We start from the raw sequence: 15,694 nt of genomic DNA, 5'->3' as shown, positions 1-15,694 counted from the left end.
CTGACACTATATCTGAACGTTGACACCTACATTAAACACACGTTGAACAGGGTAACCTAATGCGTTACCACCTTGTTCAGGGTCCCAAAGTTTAAATGCGCTGATAAGGAATAAATTAGTACCGTTAGCATATACTCTCAAGCCAGAAATACGATATCTCTTCAGGCCTTTATTGCCGATGTTATAACCGATTTCCGCACTCTTCATCCGGAGGAATGCGCCATTGCGTAGCCACCAATTGGAAGGTTGATTGTTATTGTCGCTTTGTGTAAGACCTAATCTTGGCCAGAAGGCATATAGGTTACGATTGTCTTCAGACCAGTGGTCCTGAGCAATAGCATTGAGCAAGCCATGTTGATTACCGCCATCAATAACAAAAGGAGAAATAGCTTTAGGATTTATGAAGAAGGAAGATCTTGCAGACCCCTGGAAGAAAGTACTGATATCAAAATTCTTATACCCGAAGGAGAATCCGAATCCATAGATTATCTCAGGAGTTACGGGATATCCCAGAGCATTGATCATATCCAGTTTAGTGATTTGTCCATCACCATTTAAATCTCGGTATTTGATATCACCACCCATAACTTCTCCGAAACCCTGACGTGGTGAATTCTTTACATCTTCTTCATCAATAAATAATCTTTCAGCAATAAGTCCGTATACCTGACCCAGTGAATGTCCAACTCGTGAGAGATACATCATATTGGCCGGGTATTCTGGCTCTTCGTTTACCAATAGTTTACTAGCTGCGTAGGTAAATGTTCCGCGCACCTGCAACCAGGTTTTTCCGAAGTTCTTGTTATAATCCAATGCTACGTCGATGCCTTTTCCTTCCGCTACGCCAACATTGGAGCTGATAGGCACAGCAAGACCCATAGTGGATGGAATATATGATCGTGGCATCAGAATACCGCTGCGACGTTCTTTGTAAGCATCGATAGTAATATTCATTACGCTCCACAAGCCTAAATCCATACCCACATTTGTTTTTCTGGATTTCTCCCAGGTAATTTCATTATTTGGATAGCGGGAAATAGAAACCCCAGGTCTGCTATAGCCATAGTTTTCACCGAAATATGCACCGTAATCACCATCATTCAGGTTAACGTTTGACATATAGAAAAAGCGATCATTTGCATCTCCTATCTGGTCGTTACCTACGAGGCCATAAGTAGCACGGAATTTCAGTTTTGTAACAATTCTATTGAAGTCTTCAAAGAATTTTTCATTACCGGCATTCCATGCAACACCGATAGACGGGAAAAAGCCATAGCGATTATTTTTTGCAAAACGCTCAGACCCATTATATCCAAAGTTTCCTTCAAAGAGGTAGCGGTTATCATATCCATAAGTGAATCTTCCAGATATGCCCTGGTTACGGAAAGGAAGCGATAATTGGAGATCTCTGGCATTTCCGTTCAGGTAATTTCGACGAATACCGATCAATAAGCCCCCGATGTTATGCACTTTATTGAATGTACGATTGTAATTCAGTGCAGCTTCCATATAGGTAGTGGTATTTACGATCTTATCACCAGGCCAGTAACTTAGATATTCAGTAGCAGTTTTTTCATTCAGCAGTGAGAGGGTGTATGCTTCCGGATCTTTAACAGTTGGATTGGCAGAATAAAAGAACGGATTATACTGTCGGCTCAGGTTAAAGTAGGAATAGCGTTTTGTATACGCCATGGCCCTGGCGGAAAGGCCTGGCGTAATGAAATTCAGATCTTGCTTAAGCTCCAGCTGTACATTTAATGTTGAGGTATTATATTGCTGGAAACCTGATACCATTGAAGCATAGGGATTGTTGTATACTTCTCCGCTGGCGCCCCGGGAGGCATTTCCAAACAAAGGATGATTTACTTTAGGCATATCACTTGCCGGAAATATTGCAGGGAATAATACGGGATTGGCATTCAATGCGCTAATAAAGATTGCACCGCCACCACCAATAGGGCCGTTATAGTCATCAAAATTTCCGGTAGTTCTGATAATAGCTTCGGTGGTAGAAGTAAGTTTCAGGTTCACGTTAGAGCGAACCTCATAACTTCTCAATTTGATATTACTATTGAAGTTATTACCGCTTTGTGTTTTCAGAATACCATTGTCCTGGTTCATTGTAGCACCAACATAATATTGGGCTTTTTCACCACCACCGGAGAGATTAATATTTGCACGTTGGTTGCTGGTGCTTTTTTTAATCAAAGTTTCGAGCCAGTTATTATTTGGGTAGAGGTAAGGATTATCGCCGGCTTTGGTATGATCAATTTTGTTTTGACTGTAAGGCAAAGGAGCTAATCTGTTTCGGGTGATTGCTGCTTCGTTTGACAGTAACATATAGGAGATATTATCAGCCAGTTCGATGTTACGGGTGTTTGAAGAGAACGAATTTTCGAGGCGTACATTCATTTTTGTGGAACCTGATTTCCCTGATTTGGTAGTAACCAGAATTACACCATTGGCACCTCTTGCGCCGTAAAGAGATGCGGCGGCAGCATCTTTCAATACAGAGAAGCCGGAGATATCGTCGGGCTGTAGCCGGGCCAGTTCAGTGGAAGTAGACTCCATACCATCGATTAAGATGAGGGGGTCTAGTTTTCCGGAGCCAAATGAGGTGATGCCTCGGATAAAGAAGGAAGCATTATCAGCTCCGGGTTCTCCGCTTCGTTGGTAGGATATCAGTCCGGATATCCGGCCGGCGAGCATGGTAGTCAGGTTGCTGGTAGGACCTTTAATCTCTTTTGGATTGATAGTCGTGATGGAACTGACCATGCTTTGTTTCTTTTGTTGACCGTAGGCGACAATTACGACATCATTGAGGTCGTTTCTATTGTCTTGAAGCGTTACAATAATATTGTGTCGCTCATTTACCGGAATTTCCTGCGGTTGGTATCCCAGAAAGGAGAAGACCAGGGTATCTGTATTTTTCTCCAGTTTAATAGAATACTCACCGGTCGACAAAGTAATAGTTCCGATTGGTCGATGTTTCACCTTTACGGTTACGCCTGGCATGGCTTGTCCTTTAGTGTCGAGCACTTTACCTGTTACTGTGAATACTGTTTGGCAAAAGGAAGCATTCCCTGTAAGCAGGATCAGGAGGCAGCAGTAAAGATATTTCTGATGCAGGAAGGTTGGGATGCATTTTTTCATAACAGTGCAGACAAATTATTAAAGCGATTTGGTTTTTGTACATACATAAGTACATATTAAATGTTTAATGACAAACTTTTTTGATAAGAAAAATTTAACTTTTCTTTAATTATATTGATAAATAAATAATTATGAATATTTATTTATAACCATACATTATGTTCTTTTTACCAACATCAGCCATTTCTGCTCCTTTGAAATTCGTCAACAAATCAAAAAATCGGTAAGAATCACTGCTATTTAGTAACTTGCAGTACCTTTCTATGTAACTACATATATGAATCTAACAATTGATCATCAGAGCACGATACCCTTACACATACAGGTAGAAAACCTTTTACGGGAGCTGATTAAACAACCTGAGTACCAGGCAGGAAAGTTGTTACCCAATGAGATGGAACTCTCCAGGATACTGGCTATTTCAAGAACCACGCTACGCCAGGCTATTAATAAACTGGTGTATGAAGAGCTGTTGGTTAGAAAAAAGAGACTGGGCACCAAGGTGGCCCATCAGAAAATGAGCTCCAAATCAATGAACTGGCTAAGCTTTACACAGGAAATGGAGGCCCGGGGCGTTACCATTAAAAACTATGAATTGCATGTCAGTTGGGTATTTCCGGATGAGCAGGTCGCCAATTTCTTCGATATTAAGCCAGATAAAAAAGTGATGAAGCTGGAGCGCCTGCGGGGTAATCCGCAGGAACCATTTGTATACTTTGTATCCTACTTTCACCCCAGAATTGGCCTGACCAGTGATGATGATTTTAAGCGCCCGCTTTACGAAATGCTGGAACAGGAACACTATGTGGTAGCTACTCTATCCAAAGAGGAGATCAGCGCCCGGACAGCCGATAGGTTTATTGCCAACAAGCTGGAAATAGAGGTCGACAGCCCTATTCTATTCAGGAAAAGATTTGTTTTTGATCAGGCAGAACGGCCTATAGAATATAATCTTGGATACTACAAAGCCGAAAGCTTTGTGTATACGGTTGAGAGCAAGCGAACACCCTGATTTTGAAAGGGCTTATAATTATCCTTCAAAAAACAAGACTTGCTTTTCTTAGATACATACAATATGTTTGTACATTAATACATAAAACAAAATCACAAACATGTTATCACCCACTCAAGAACAGCAGATGACAGCGTCGAGGGCAACAGAACAGTTTCTAATCCCACTGACGAAAGACACAAAGAATACTACGGGATACGATATCTACCCAAGCTTTTCCGCCACCGGTACTATCTTTACCGGTTTCGAATCTTTAGCTAAATGGATCACTCAACAGTCATCCAATTTAATTATCGATGGCTATGGAGGAGTATTATGGGAAACATTTATACAAAACCTGCAATCACAACTCACTACAGCTAATTATATATCTGTAGCTGATGCTCTGTTACCTGCTTCTGAAATAAACCACCTGATTTCATCCAGCATCGGAAACGATGACCCCTTATTCGGAAAACGCTTTACAGGTGAATTCCGGGATTTTTTCTCCGCAGATAAACTACAAGAGCTCCAGCCAATTCCGGGAAAACTGAATATCATTTACGGCTGCGGCGCCTCCTTAGCCGGTTGGAAAGCCCCCGTTATATATATAGATGTTCCAAAGAATGAAATCCAGTTCCGCTCAAGAGCAGGAAAAGTTCGCAATCTTGGTCAACCTACCCCTAACAATGATCCGAAACAGCAATACAAGCAGTTCTATTTCGTAGACTGGCCAGTACTGAATCGACATAAAAAACAATTACTCCCTAAAATCGATGTAATTATCGATGAACAACGAATAGATACCATCAGCTGGTGTACCGGTACTACGCTTCGTGACACTATTTCCAAAATGTCTGAACATATGTTCAGAGCCCGGCCCTGGTTCGAACCAGGTGTATGGGGTGGGCAATGGATGAAAGAACGGATCTCTTTATTAAATAAAGAGGTGGTTAACTATGCCTGGTCTTTTGAACTGATCTCTCCGGAAAACGGTATTCTGCTTGAGTCGGAAGGAGTATTGATGGAAGTATCGTTCGATACCATGCTGATGCTCAACAATAAAGCCTTGCTGGGCAAAGCTGCTGAGAGATTTGGAGATGCCTTTCCAATTCGATTCGATTTTCTGGATACCTTCAATGGTGGTAACCTTTCTGTACAATGCCACCCAACTGTAGCCTACACCAAAGAACATTTCGGCGAAGATTTCACACAGGATGAAACTTATTATATCCTCGATACCAAACCTGGTGCTGGTGTATATCTCGGCTTCCAGGAAAATATCAATGCTCCTGAATTTGAACAGGTACTACGAAATAGTTTCAATAATCACGAACCCGTAGATATTGAAAAATATGTACAGGTTTTTCCGGCAAGGAAACATGACCTCTTCCTGATCCCAAATGGTACAGTGCATAGCTCAGGTGAAAATAACCTGGTATTAGAGATCAGTGCTACACCATATATTTTTACCTTCAAGATGTATGACTGGCTGAGGGCAGATCTCAGCGGAAAACCACGTACATTGAATATCGACAGAGCTTTTGCGAACCTGAATTTTGAAAGAAAAGGAGAAGTAGTAAAAGAAACATTAATTTCTAAACCTGAAACCATCAGGGAAGGAAGTGATTGGAAAATAGTAAATCTGCCAACCCACCCTCAACATTTTTATAATATTGAACGTCTGGAATTCAATACCCGCATAGATTTGGACACTGCCGGTCAATGTCATATTTTAAGCCTGGTGGAAGGAACATCTATTAAAGTACTCACTAACGGATTAGAACAAACCGTACATTATGCTGAAACTTTCGTAGTACCAGCCGCCGCTGGCTCATATACACTTATAAGTAACGGAGCAGATGTGAAAGTTGTCAGATCATTTGTGAAAGAGGAATGCTGCTAATGGCCTTTTAACCTATTATCAACTGAAAGAAAACAAATCACAAGTATGAACCGCGCTACTTCCTCTTTGCTGCTTATAACGTTCATAGCCACCCTTGGTGGCCTCCTCTTTGGCTTTGATATGGCTGTTATTTCCGGTGCATTACCGTTTGTAACAGACCAATTCCAGTTATCCGATTCTGCACAGGGTTGGTTTGTCTCCTCCGCTTTAATTGGCTGTATGGTTGGTGTGGCATTCTCCGGAGGGTTGAGCGACAGACTAGGTCGTAAGAGGATGCTGATGGTTGCTGCTATTTTATTCCTGTTATCGGCTGTAGGTTCGGCGCTATCGCCCGACTTTACAGTATTGGTAGCAGCACGTATATTCGGAGGAGTTGGAGTGGGCGTTGCCTCTATTGTAGCCCCATTGTATATTTCTGAAATAGCGCCTGCAAATATTCGTGGCCGGCTGGTAACTTTCTATCAATTGGCTATTACTGCCGGTATTCTCATTGCCTATTTTACCAATTATCTTTTACTACAACATGCATTAGGTAATAGTAGCACAATACAATCGTCATTCCTGCAACAACTCTTTGTGAAAGAGGTCTGGCGAGGAATGATTGGAATAGGCACAATTCCATCTCTCCTGTTCTTCATTGGTCTCTTTTTTGTTCCTGAAAGTCCGCGCTGGCTTATTCAAAATAATAGAATAGGAGAAGGCAGTGCAATACTTGAAAGAATAACGGGAACAACTATAGACGCCGGCTATGCAGTAACACCTACCACTTCTTCTACAGTAAATTTCTATAAGGAGTTACTCTCACCTGCCATGCGCAAACCTTTACTGATAGGGATATTACTTCCGGTATTCTCACAGTTCAGCGGCATCAATGCTGTTATCTATTATGGACCTCGTATCCTGAATGATGCAGGAATCAATATTTCCAATGCATTCCTTAATCAGGTGATTTTTGGTTTAGCTAATTTCATTTTCACGCTGATAGCTATATGGAAAGTGGATACGATGGGGCGCCGTCCGCTCTATATTGCAGGTTCTATTGGCGCTACAATTAGCCTGCTCTTTACAGGGATATGTTTTTATACCGGAGCAACCAATAATATTGCTTTAGTAATTTCAATTATTCTTTTCCTGGCATGTTTTGCGTTTTCGCTCGGTCCATTAAAATTTGTGATAGCAGCCGAAATTTTCCCTACTCAAATCAGAGGAAGAGCAATGGCGGTAAGTATTATGGCCATGTGGTTGTCGGACACGATTGTAGGACAACTAACACCAATATTATTAGGACGTGCCGGTGCTGCTGTCACCTTCTTCTTTTTTGCTGTATGTTGCTTTCTTGCTTTTATTACAGTGTATAAAATGGTACCTGAAACAAAAGGTAGAACATTAGAAGAAGTGGAAGGAATGTGGGGGCATTAGGTTAATTTTCCATCAAGATAGCCCTCAACTAGTAAGTTGGGGGCTAATAAATTATCGTTCCGGAGTTTCCTCAGTTGCTTCAACTATACAATCAATCACTTTTTCAGCGTTACAATTATTTAAACCTGCTCCCCAGCAAGCATTAAATTCCAGCACAAACCAACCATTCAATTCGTTATATGCGAGATCTATTACCACTACTTTAGGTAAATCGTGTTTTGTATTTGTAATAAAATCAGAAAGGAAATTTCTGGCTTCTATTAAGTCTGCGTCTCCTTCATACAATGCCAGATCCATTATTTCTCCATTCCTCACAAAACATCTTACTTCAGCAAGAATAGGATCAATAATTTCAGACATTAAAATCATTTCATGATTTTGCAAACCACTGATTACCTTATCGAAATCGTTGAATGTCTGAAAAACACCTGCCAGAAAGAGTTTTGGAATAACCGGTTTAATAAATACCGGAAAGTCAGTAGGTTTTACCTGGCTGATTTCCTTAAGTTCTATCTTTCGTTTTCTCCATTTATGATCTAATCTGGCGATTAGGGTATCATCAGGGGAAAGCAAATCAACATTATAAATCAGAGCTAAAACTAATGAAAAGGTCTGATTACCATAAATGGCAATAGGTTGATTGGATAATGCCTCATCTTTGATCCAGTATTTCCCCAATCGCTTTATCTGCCCGTTTCTATGAAGCCAGGCTTCAACAACTTTATCAAATTCTATATCAGTTTTTTCAGGTATTAATAGGGTGATTTGCTTGTTCATATTCTAATGTATAATTGGAGTCTGCGTAAAGTGACAACTTATTTTCGAAAATTGCAATTACTCACAGAGTAAACTTAGTGGAAACTTACTGCCTAAATGACGCGAATGGCTAATTCCAATATCTTTGTAGCGTACATCAAAATCTGCAAAGGTGGTAAGGCCACCAATACTACTATAATCCTTCAGGCTTTCTCTTATTTTAATTTTTCCAATAACCTCAAGATTCTCTTTTATAGTACGCATGTTTTTATGCTCAACTACCCAGTAAGCAATTCCAAACTTGGAACGTTTTCGTCCAACATACTCCCAAATTATTGGTGCATCGGGTTGCATTTCAATAATTGTAGCCTCGTCAAATGAAGTTGGAACTGTTCTTCCAATGATATGGCTATTATTGATTTCTTCAATGGTTGGTTTTTTATCGCTTTGCAAAGTTACAGTAGCTAAATCGTAGGTACACTCTCCCCTATATTGAGTTATCCTTGTGCGGATAACTACATAGTAATTATTATCACTTAGTTTGAATGTAAGTACATCGTCTGGCTGGAAATAGAAGCTCCTGACAAGTGCATACTTCTTCCGTTTTCTGATTTTGAGATTTGGTTGAGAAATCTTTTTTAAGAACCTGTCCAGCACCTGTTGGCGTTTTTTACCTTCTTTTGCATCACATTCTTCGGTCCATACTTTCACTCCTTCTCCTAATGCAATAACACGTTTTACTTCATTCAGTATTTCTTCTGTTAATGCTCCAATTTCCCAAAAAGCCAGAGCATAGGCAGTTACAAATATTTCGTGATAGAATCCGTCATCATCTTTCTCGAATGGTAATTCATTTTTAATGGTTTCAATGTCGGTTCCTCCATCATATAAGTCCATGATTTTATTATAGGTATCATGTGCAAGGTCGCCATCAATTATTTTCACTCCATCAGTTGCCATAGCTATATTTTTCTTGTTCCCAAAGTACCGAATCGTTTGAACAGGATTAAAATAATTAGAATATTTTCGGAGAAAAAAATGGCAACTCAAATTTGTCCAGCCTGCAACAAGGACTCGTTTACATGGACTCATGATGAAGATCGCACAACTCCTACTACCTGGGGATGTGAGTGTGGCTATTCTGCGCGAGAAGATGAATCATTTGAAAGAGTATGTGTTATTTGTAATATAAAAACTGAAAGCAGGTTAGAGGATGATGATAAAATATACTGGTGGTGTTGTAGTTGTAACACTACAACATTAATTACCCGTGTTCCAAAGTGGAGATTCCCTACTGGTGATGCAATTCAGGAATTAGCAGCTGAATTTGAATATCCGTTTGATATCAACAGGCAGGACTGGGAATATATAGTTCCTACAATTGACGATATTGAAAAATACTTCACTAAATATGCTACTACCAACAGTGAGGATATTCGTTTTTTATTGATGATAATGATGTTGGAAACAAGTAATTCGGGTGTTGATTTAAAATGGATAAAAAATATCTGGCCAAGAGTAATGGTATTGCTTAAGGAGGATTTCCAATTACACGAATACACTATGTTTTATTATTGTTGTTGGGATAATGAGGATATTAATGATGCTTTTTTTGTCACCCCATATATTAGGGAATTCTGGGGCAAACAATAAGATGTTAAGGTTGGAATCTACTTAACCACTTACATAGTAAGAATCAACCGCTTCCTGCCCTGTATAATTGGGGCCTGCTTTATCATTGGCTCCCAGGTAGGTAAGGTTTAAAACCAGGTCTCTTGGGCCTTCACAATAAAGTATCTTCCTTCGTGAATTATAATCTATTTGCTGTTCTGAAAGGCATTGCTTCAGGAATAGATTATCCGGATCGTTATGTACTTTAATGCTTTTCAGATCAATATTCATTAGGAGAATTCCTTTGTTGGCAAGGGATTTAAGAGCAGTTCCCAATACTTTAAGTTTATCGCCGACATAATGTATTCCATGAACACAGGTGATTAAGTTGTATTGTTCGGAGCTAGTCCATTGGACAAGGGGCATTACTTCGAATTTCACACACTTGATTGTTGGGGGAATAGGTTGAAATTGATCTACCAGATCAATTCCTTTGAGTTCGAAATGTTGTTGCATCTTCTGTGCAGCCAGTGTATTGGCATACTGAAGCAGAGCATTTCCTTCGCCACAACATAAGTCGAGCCATTTAACAATATTATTATTAGCAAGTTGGTTATTGAGAAAGGCTTCGGGGTTGAATTTTAATTCTTTCTCATAGCTATTTACACCACTAGCTATGCGTTTGCGGTTCATCCTATTATTGGCAACAACGGGCGACCAGATTAATTCGTTTTCAGGTAATAACTCCATAGTCTTAAAAAATGCAAAAGCATTTTCAAGCTACTAATTATCCTCGTAAAATGCAATACATACACTACCCCATTCTTTGTAAGAATGAAGCCTACACATAATCTGAAGCCATTGCATACGCTTTAGGAGCGATGTTTCCGGGGCATGCAATGGCCGCTGTTGACGTATCAACATTCAAATTATGGGATCTATCACTATTTATGAAACGAAATCGGAGATGAATAGATTACAGGAAGGCTGGACTAAAATGACCACGTAAAATTTTAACTGCGGTACCTATCTGATTTTTTACGGTTTGGATACTGATGTTCATTTCTGCGGCTATTTCCTTATGGCTTTTCTGATCATAATGTCTCAGCCGGAAGGCTTTTGATGATTTTGGGGGAACCTTTACCGTAAGGGCTCTATTTACGTAGAAATAGATCTCTTTACTTTCCAACTGGTCTTTTGGCTCAAATCCTTCGTCAGGGATATCGCTGCAGAAAGTTTTTTGTCTTGCTATCACATTTAAACATCTGTTACGGATGCACATAAACAGATAGTTCTTCATAATTGTATCTCCATCCCTATTTTGGTAACGCGCATCAATTTTCAGGAATAATTTCTTTTGCCAAAAATCCATGAAAAATTCCTGTAACAGATCTTGCGCTTTATCCCTATCTTTCAGCATATCTACAGCTGTTGCCATAAGTAGTCGGCGATATTTCTTGTACACGGTTGTAAAGGCCTCTGAATTACCCTCTTTTAATAATTTCAAGAGGATAGAGTCCTGGATGTTTTCTTGCATTCTCATTTCCTTTTTAGGAGAGTGGTTTAGAAAAAATATTCTTATCGAACTACGGTTAAGAAAATTTTCTTTTCTTTTTAATTGTTGATTTCAGTACTTATTCCTATTACGACTAGTTTAACTGATGGTGGCTTTATTCGGCTTTTTAAGTAAGCTATCCTTTGTAATCTGGATTAAAATTAAGATCTAAAAGCATGAAGATTGGTTAATACTTTGTTAATCACGCCTTTTTACAAAACACCAAAACTCAATACTGCAAAGGATTTAACCCTGAAAAAGGGGGAGTAAGAAAATCAAAAAACGTAACCAATTGGTTTCCTAAAAAGGGATCTAATCAAACAAATTTTTGGGGCTAAAAAAATGGGTATTTCAACAAAAATCTTTATTTCGTCATCCTAACGAAAACATCTTCAGTCGAAAATTTCGGTGAAAACATTTTCATTGTATCACCTATGAAAGTAACCTTATAATTTAGTATCTGATCTTCCCAACGACGTACATCGCAATAAATCAGATGCTCCTGAAAATCTTCTCCTTTCAGTGTATAGGTTCCCGCTCCTGAAGCGAAAGCCATCTCATAACTATCCGGAGTATTATGGCGGAAAAATGAATAATGACTACCATTATAAATCCTGATAGCCTCCTGACCTGCAACTGGATAGGTTTTACGAGTCCGGGCCCCCGACTTGGTAGTGCTTTCTACTAATCTCCAGGTACCAGTTAATGGTGAAGAGTTATCATTGCTCACATTCTTTGAGCCGGTAGCGCAGCCAGATAAAATCAATGCAGCTGCCAGCATCGCATTTTTAAAGTTCATAGTGTACTGGTTTAATTGAAAAGTTGATTGTGTAAGCTTTTTTCTAATCTTTCCTGATCTGATTTAAAGAGAGAACTGTGGCAATTATTACAAAAGGCGACGTTGGGGTGGTCGAATAATGACCGGCCGCCACGATAGATGATATATTGGGCAACAAGTCTGATACAACAATTTCGTACATAGGTAAAGGATAGGTACAATTAAAAACAGCGCGAATATAGTATTATATCAAATAAAATAAAACGGTCGATCCTCTCAACCGTTTTATTTATCAAATAAATAATTTACTCTTTAAATTCATCCAGCACTGCTTTTATCTGCTTAATATATTTTCCATAACCATACTTTATCCAAATTTCAGTCATCAGGATTATTAAAGCTATTACATTCGCAAAACTAAAGGCCGCCATTAGCATAAGCGTTTCATTGTCCAGAAACCTCTGATATAAACCATCCACTTTCACACTTGCAAAAAGCAATACAGCCATTACCATAAAAAACGGGACAAGCATATATGTAAAGGATTTATACACTTCGATGCTCAACCTGGCCTCATAGTATAATTCATATAAATTATCCTTAGAAGTTAGACTTAGAGATCCTATACGTTTATAAAAAACATACAACTTGAAAAAATAATAGATAGAAACAACCAGGCTGCATGAATACAATGCATAGAAAGGAAGGATCATTTGTGGTTGCAGATAAAAGAATTTAGGTGTAAATCCGACAATCACTAAAACTAAACACTGTACCCAAAACTCAGATTTCATTCCCTTCCTTAATCGCTCTACTGGTAATTGAGCCGATTTAAGCTGATCTAACTTTGCAGGAATTTTAATATTTTCATTCTCCTGATCATTATTCCATGCATCTTTTATATCATCAAAATTCATAACCTTGTTGTTTAATAAGTGTTTTAAGCTTCTCTTTGGCTCTACTGAGTTTTATTCTTGCATTTCCTTCTGATATTCCCAGATTCTCCCCTATCTCTTTATGCGAATAATTCTCTAAATGAAGTAACACCAAAGCTTTCTCAATCCTTTCCAATTTCTGAATTGCCTTATAGAAGTGTGATAACTGAAGGTCTTTCACCGCTGAAGTATTTTCTTCAGAAATAATATCTGTAGGTATTTCCCTATCAACTGTCAGCTTTTTCTTCTCCTTCTTATAAAATACTAATGCAGTATTTAATGCTACACGATACATCCAGGTAGAGAAGCTACTTTGGTGCTGAAATGAATCATAAGACTTCCACAGTTGATAGATAATTTCCTGTTCCAGATCTGCCTGATCATCACGTGTATCCATATACGTTCGGGATACTTTTCGAATGATTCCTTTGTTAGATTCTATCAAGGCAAGAAATTCATTTTCTGTGCTATTCAAGATGCCAGTATTTAATTTAGTACAGGGGTTACGGTATATCCTTTCTTCTTTAATTGTTGAATAAGTCCAATTTCTCCGGCCAGGTGTCCACTGCCCACTGCAAACACACAACTCTTTTCTTTCATCATACCAGGCATTTTGTTTACCCAGTTTGTATTACGCACTTCCAGCATCCAATGAATAGTATTGGCATCCATTAGGTCGGGTGTAGTTAATGCATTATATAACCCATTAATATCCTGCTGTTTGTATAATCTTACCAGGTCTTTCATTCCTTCTTTCAGGTCTTTTGTGGATTTTATTTGGGCAACGATTTGTTCAAGGGTATAGGATTTAATCAGATAATTCATCTGATCTTCCAGTTCCTCCAGCCAGTCTATGTTTTTATTTTGCAGAGTAACTAAATCGATCAGCTTTTTTTCGTAATTATCAGGAGTAGGGCAATTTAAAGACTGTTGGGCAAGCAAAGACAGAATTACTACCGGTTGTACATTTTCAAAAGTTTTTAGCGGAACCTTACAGGTTGCCAGGAGAATAGAATCCATCTCCTTATAATCAGCAGGTGAAAGTTGTTGACTTAGGGGGGTATTTGTTAAAATTATTTTTAAAATTTTTTCATTTAACTGTGGATCTGCAATATTAGCTTCAAGTACAAGTTTATCAGTTTGATTTAAAACTTTTTTCAGGTTTTCAGGAATAAAGAAATCATCATTACAAAGCACGTGAATGGTGCCGTATAAATATGAAGGCTTTTTTAGACCATTACCACTAATTTTCCATAGCAAAGCTTTTGGCGTAGAGGATTGAGCAAAAACCCCAAGGCTAACAAATAATACTAAAACAAGTGCGGCTACAATACTGAGTTTATTTTTCATGGCATTGAATTTTTATTTATAGGGTTAGTAGCCGCACTTTCTATTTCGTTACAAAATTTTTAAACTTTTTTTTCTGAATCAATCAAATGGTAGTTCTGCCCGCCTGGTAGTAATATAATGAATACCGTTTTCAGCCAGTTTAGTAATTAATAAATGTCCGGCATCCGGTAAGTGATGAGCATATGTCCTTTCCAGTTCGGTGATTGGGAGAAGCCAGAATAAATTTACCTGATCTCCGTATAGTTCGGGCATTGGTACAGTTATTTGACTATCTGCCTTCGTAACGATCACGCTTTCAAATGGTTTGGGCAATTCCTGTGATAGAATTGTATGACCAACTCCCAGCCAGGTTATTAATTTCCAGGGTCTGTCGGCCACGCTTGAAATAAGACCTGCCATTTCCATAATTTCAGTTTCTGAAAAGTCATCTTTCTTAATAGCCCATGCCAACTCCATTCGCCTGAAACCTGTCGCTCTATCATTATATAATAGTTCTATCCAGGGCATTGGTCTGATTCCAATACCCAGGCTCAGAAAGTAAACAATTCCGTCTTTTTCAAATCTGCCAAGCCCCATAGGTGGCCATTGGCCGCCGTCGATCGCATAATATTTCCGGAGTGGGCCGAAGACAGACTCATAGTTTTTGAGATACTCTTCCTGCAATTTTCCCCAGGCCTGGCTGGTTTCGGTAGCCCACTCTTCCTGGAAAGCGATAGCTTCATCAACTTTCTGATACATAGCATTTTTGCCTCTGGCACCGAGAGGCATTAATTGATCATCTTCTCCGGCACCAATACAATCAGCTGCATAGGCAACATTTTGTTCGTCGCTGTATAGAGTCCAGCCCGGAATAACTCCGAGTATTTCATTATCATATAGTACAGCGGCACCATCACCTTCTGGTGTCCAGACAATGGAAAGTCGATTTGCTTCCAGGGCAGGTTTACCGGTGGGATGATTACAATATCTGGCTTCCAGCATAGGGGCCAGGCCTTCCTTCATAGCTGCGGTGTCTCTTTTTTCCGGTGCAGGCTTAAGGTTTCTTAGCCAGCAAGGGCGTGGAGAATATTTGGTTGTAAGTAATTCGGAAGGAAATAGGTAGAAATAAGCTACTCTGTCGTCCTGCTCCACAACAGCAGTAAGTGTTCTGCTATGGTTAGAGGTTTCTATTAATATTACCGGTTCCATCATTCTTCAAATTTTAAAACTATAAATCGTGGCTTATTTAGATTATTTTTCG

General features: G+C 39.1%; 14 protein-coding genes. 4 read left to right on the top strand and 10 right to left on the bottom strand.

All coding sequences use genetic code 11. The features are described from left to right. Nucleotides 1-6 precede the first annotated feature (6 nt). On the bottom strand, nt 7-3,153 hold the full coding sequence (locus tag DVR12_RS16140) for a SusC/RagA family TonB-linked outer membrane protein (protein ID WP_116976838.1): 3,147 nt from the start codon (nt 3,151-3,153) through the stop codon (nt 7-9). Nucleotides 3,154-3,430: 277 nt separating this feature from the next. On the opposite strand from DVR12_RS16140, the gene DVR12_RS16135 reads away from it, so the two are divergent. The 3 genes from DVR12_RS16135 (at nt 3,431) to DVR12_RS16125 (ending at nt 7,469) form a co-directional block, all read left to right on the top strand. After that, nucleotides 3,431-4,165: a GntR family transcriptional regulator gene (locus DVR12_RS16135; protein WP_116976837.1), complete on the top strand. Its 735-nt coding sequence runs from the start codon at nt 3,431-3,433 to the stop codon at nt 4,163-4,165. A 100-nt stretch (nt 4,166-4,265) separates the two neighbouring features. Then, nucleotides 4,266-6,050, top strand: a complete 1,785-nt coding sequence (locus DVR12_RS16130) for a class I mannose-6-phosphate isomerase (RefSeq protein WP_199417125.1) — start codon at nt 4,266-4,268, stop codon at nt 6,048-6,050. 45 nt (nt 6,051-6,095) lie between these two features. After that, nucleotides 6,096-7,469, top strand: a complete 1,374-nt coding sequence (locus DVR12_RS16125; protein ID WP_116976836.1) for a sugar porter family MFS transporter — start codon at nt 6,096-6,098, stop codon at nt 7,467-7,469. A gap of 51 nt (nt 7,470-7,520) precedes the next feature. On the opposite strand, the gene DVR12_RS16120 is transcribed toward DVR12_RS16125, so the two are convergent. Together DVR12_RS16120 and DVR12_RS16115 are read right to left on the bottom strand one after the other, a co-directional pair. Further along, entirely contained in the window at nt 7,521-8,246 is a 726-nt protein-coding gene (locus DVR12_RS16120; protein ID WP_116976835.1) for an ATP-grasp domain-containing protein, read from the bottom strand. A gap of 57 nt (nt 8,247-8,303) precedes the next feature. Next, on the bottom strand, nt 8,304-9,185 hold the full coding sequence (locus DVR12_RS16115) for a hypothetical protein (protein ID WP_116976834.1): 882 nt from the start codon (nt 9,183-9,185) through the stop codon (nt 8,304-8,306). Between the two features lie 78 nt (nt 9,186-9,263). On the opposite strand from DVR12_RS16115, the gene DVR12_RS16110 reads away from it, so the two are divergent. After that, complete coding sequence (locus DVR12_RS16110; RefSeq protein WP_116976833.1) at nt 9,264-9,878, top strand: hypothetical protein; 615 nt, start codon at nt 9,264-9,266, stop codon at nt 9,876-9,878. 21 nt (nt 9,879-9,899) lie between these two features. On the opposite strand, the gene DVR12_RS16105 is transcribed toward DVR12_RS16110, so the two are convergent. The 7 genes from DVR12_RS16105 to DVR12_RS16075 all read right to left on the bottom strand — a co-directional run bounded on the left by DVR12_RS16105 (nt 9,900) and on the right by DVR12_RS16075 (nt 15,645). Then, nucleotides 9,900-10,586: a methyltransferase domain-containing protein gene (locus DVR12_RS16105; RefSeq protein ID WP_116976832.1), complete on the bottom strand. Its 687-nt coding sequence runs from the start codon at nt 10,584-10,586 to the stop codon at nt 9,900-9,902. Between the two features lie 226 nt (nt 10,587-10,812). Then, the gene (locus tag DVR12_RS16100; RefSeq protein ID WP_158563288.1) at nt 10,813-11,373 is read right to left on the bottom strand and encodes an RNA polymerase sigma factor; all 561 of its coding nucleotides are present in this window, start codon (nt 11,371-11,373) and stop codon (nt 10,813-10,815) included. A 382-nt stretch (nt 11,374-11,755) separates the two neighbouring features. After that, entirely contained in the window at nt 11,756-12,190 is a 435-nt protein-coding gene (locus DVR12_RS16095) for a hypothetical protein (protein WP_116976830.1), read from the bottom strand. A 284-nt stretch (nt 12,191-12,474) separates the two neighbouring features. Next, on the bottom strand, nt 12,475-13,086 hold the full coding sequence (locus DVR12_RS16090) for a hypothetical protein (protein ID WP_116976829.1): 612 nt from the start codon (nt 13,084-13,086) through the stop codon (nt 12,475-12,477). After that, the gene (locus tag DVR12_RS16085; protein WP_116976828.1) at nt 13,076-13,579 is read right to left on the bottom strand and encodes an RNA polymerase sigma factor; all 504 of its coding nucleotides are present in this window, start codon (nt 13,577-13,579) and stop codon (nt 13,076-13,078) included. The genes DVR12_RS16090 and DVR12_RS16085 overlap by 11 nt, the downstream gene beginning before the upstream one ends. A gap of 11 nt (nt 13,580-13,590) precedes the next feature. Next, on the bottom strand, nt 13,591-14,454 hold the full coding sequence (locus DVR12_RS16080) for a TraB/GumN family protein (RefSeq protein ID WP_116976827.1): 864 nt from the start codon (nt 14,452-14,454) through the stop codon (nt 13,591-13,593). A 78-nt stretch (nt 14,455-14,532) separates the two neighbouring features. Then, nucleotides 14,533-15,645 carry a suppressor of fused domain protein gene (locus DVR12_RS16075; protein ID WP_116976826.1) on the bottom strand — a complete coding sequence of 371 codons (1,113 nt, stop codon included), beginning with the start codon at nt 15,643-15,645 and terminating at the stop codon, nt 14,533-14,535. Nucleotides 15,646-15,694: the final 49 nt, after the last annotated feature.

Source organism: Chitinophaga silvatica (genome assembly GCF_003419895.1).
GTDB lineage: Bacteria > Bacteroidota > Bacteroidia > Chitinophagales > Chitinophagaceae > Chitinophaga > Chitinophaga silvatica.
This window is presented reverse-complemented; position numbering and strand designations above follow the sequence as displayed.

Bases quoted from the DNA above. Each gene is read 5' to 3' on its own strand.
- DVR12_RS16100 (WP_158563288.1), bottom strand. From the start codon at position 11,373: ATGCAAGAAAACATCCAGGACTCTATCCTCTTGAAATTATTAAAAGAG.
- DVR12_RS16115 (WP_116976834.1), bottom strand. From the start codon at position 9,185: ATGGCAACTGATGGAGTGAAAATAATTGATGGCGACCTTGCACATGAT.
- DVR12_RS16105 (WP_116976832.1), bottom strand. From the start codon at position 10,586: ATGGAGTTATTACCTGAAAACGAATTAATCTGGTCGCCCGTTGTTGCC.
- DVR12_RS16110 (WP_116976833.1), top strand. From the start codon at position 9,264: ATGGCAACTCAAATTTGTCCAGCCTGCAACAAGGACTCGTTTACATGG.
- DVR12_RS16075 (WP_116976826.1), bottom strand. From the start codon at position 15,645: ATGATGGAACCGGTAATATTAATAGAAACCTCTAACCATAGCAGAACA.
- DVR12_RS16095 (WP_116976830.1), bottom strand. From the start codon at position 12,190: ATGAACTTTAAAAATGCGATGCTGGCAGCTGCATTGATTTTATCTGGC.
- DVR12_RS16140 (WP_116976838.1), bottom strand. From the start codon at position 3,153: ATGAAAAAATGCATCCCAACCTTCCTGCATCAGAAATATCTTTACTGC.
- DVR12_RS16125 (WP_116976836.1), top strand. From the start codon at position 6,096: ATGAACCGCGCTACTTCCTCTTTGCTGCTTATAACGTTCATAGCCACC.
- DVR12_RS16090 (WP_116976829.1), bottom strand. From the start codon at position 13,086: ATGAATTTTGATGATATAAAAGATGCATGGAATAATGATCAGGAGAAT.
- DVR12_RS16120 (WP_116976835.1), bottom strand. From the start codon at position 8,246: ATGAACAAGCAAATCACCCTATTAATACCTGAAAAAACTGATATAGAA.
- DVR12_RS16130 (WP_199417125.1), top strand. From the start codon at position 4,266: ATGTTATCACCCACTCAAGAACAGCAGATGACAGCGTCGAGGGCAACA.
- DVR12_RS16080 (WP_116976827.1), bottom strand. From the start codon at position 14,454: ATGAAAAATAAACTCAGTATTGTAGCCGCACTTGTTTTAGTATTATTT.
- DVR12_RS16135 (WP_116976837.1), top strand. From the start codon at position 3,431: ATGAATCTAACAATTGATCATCAGAGCACGATACCCTTACACATACAG.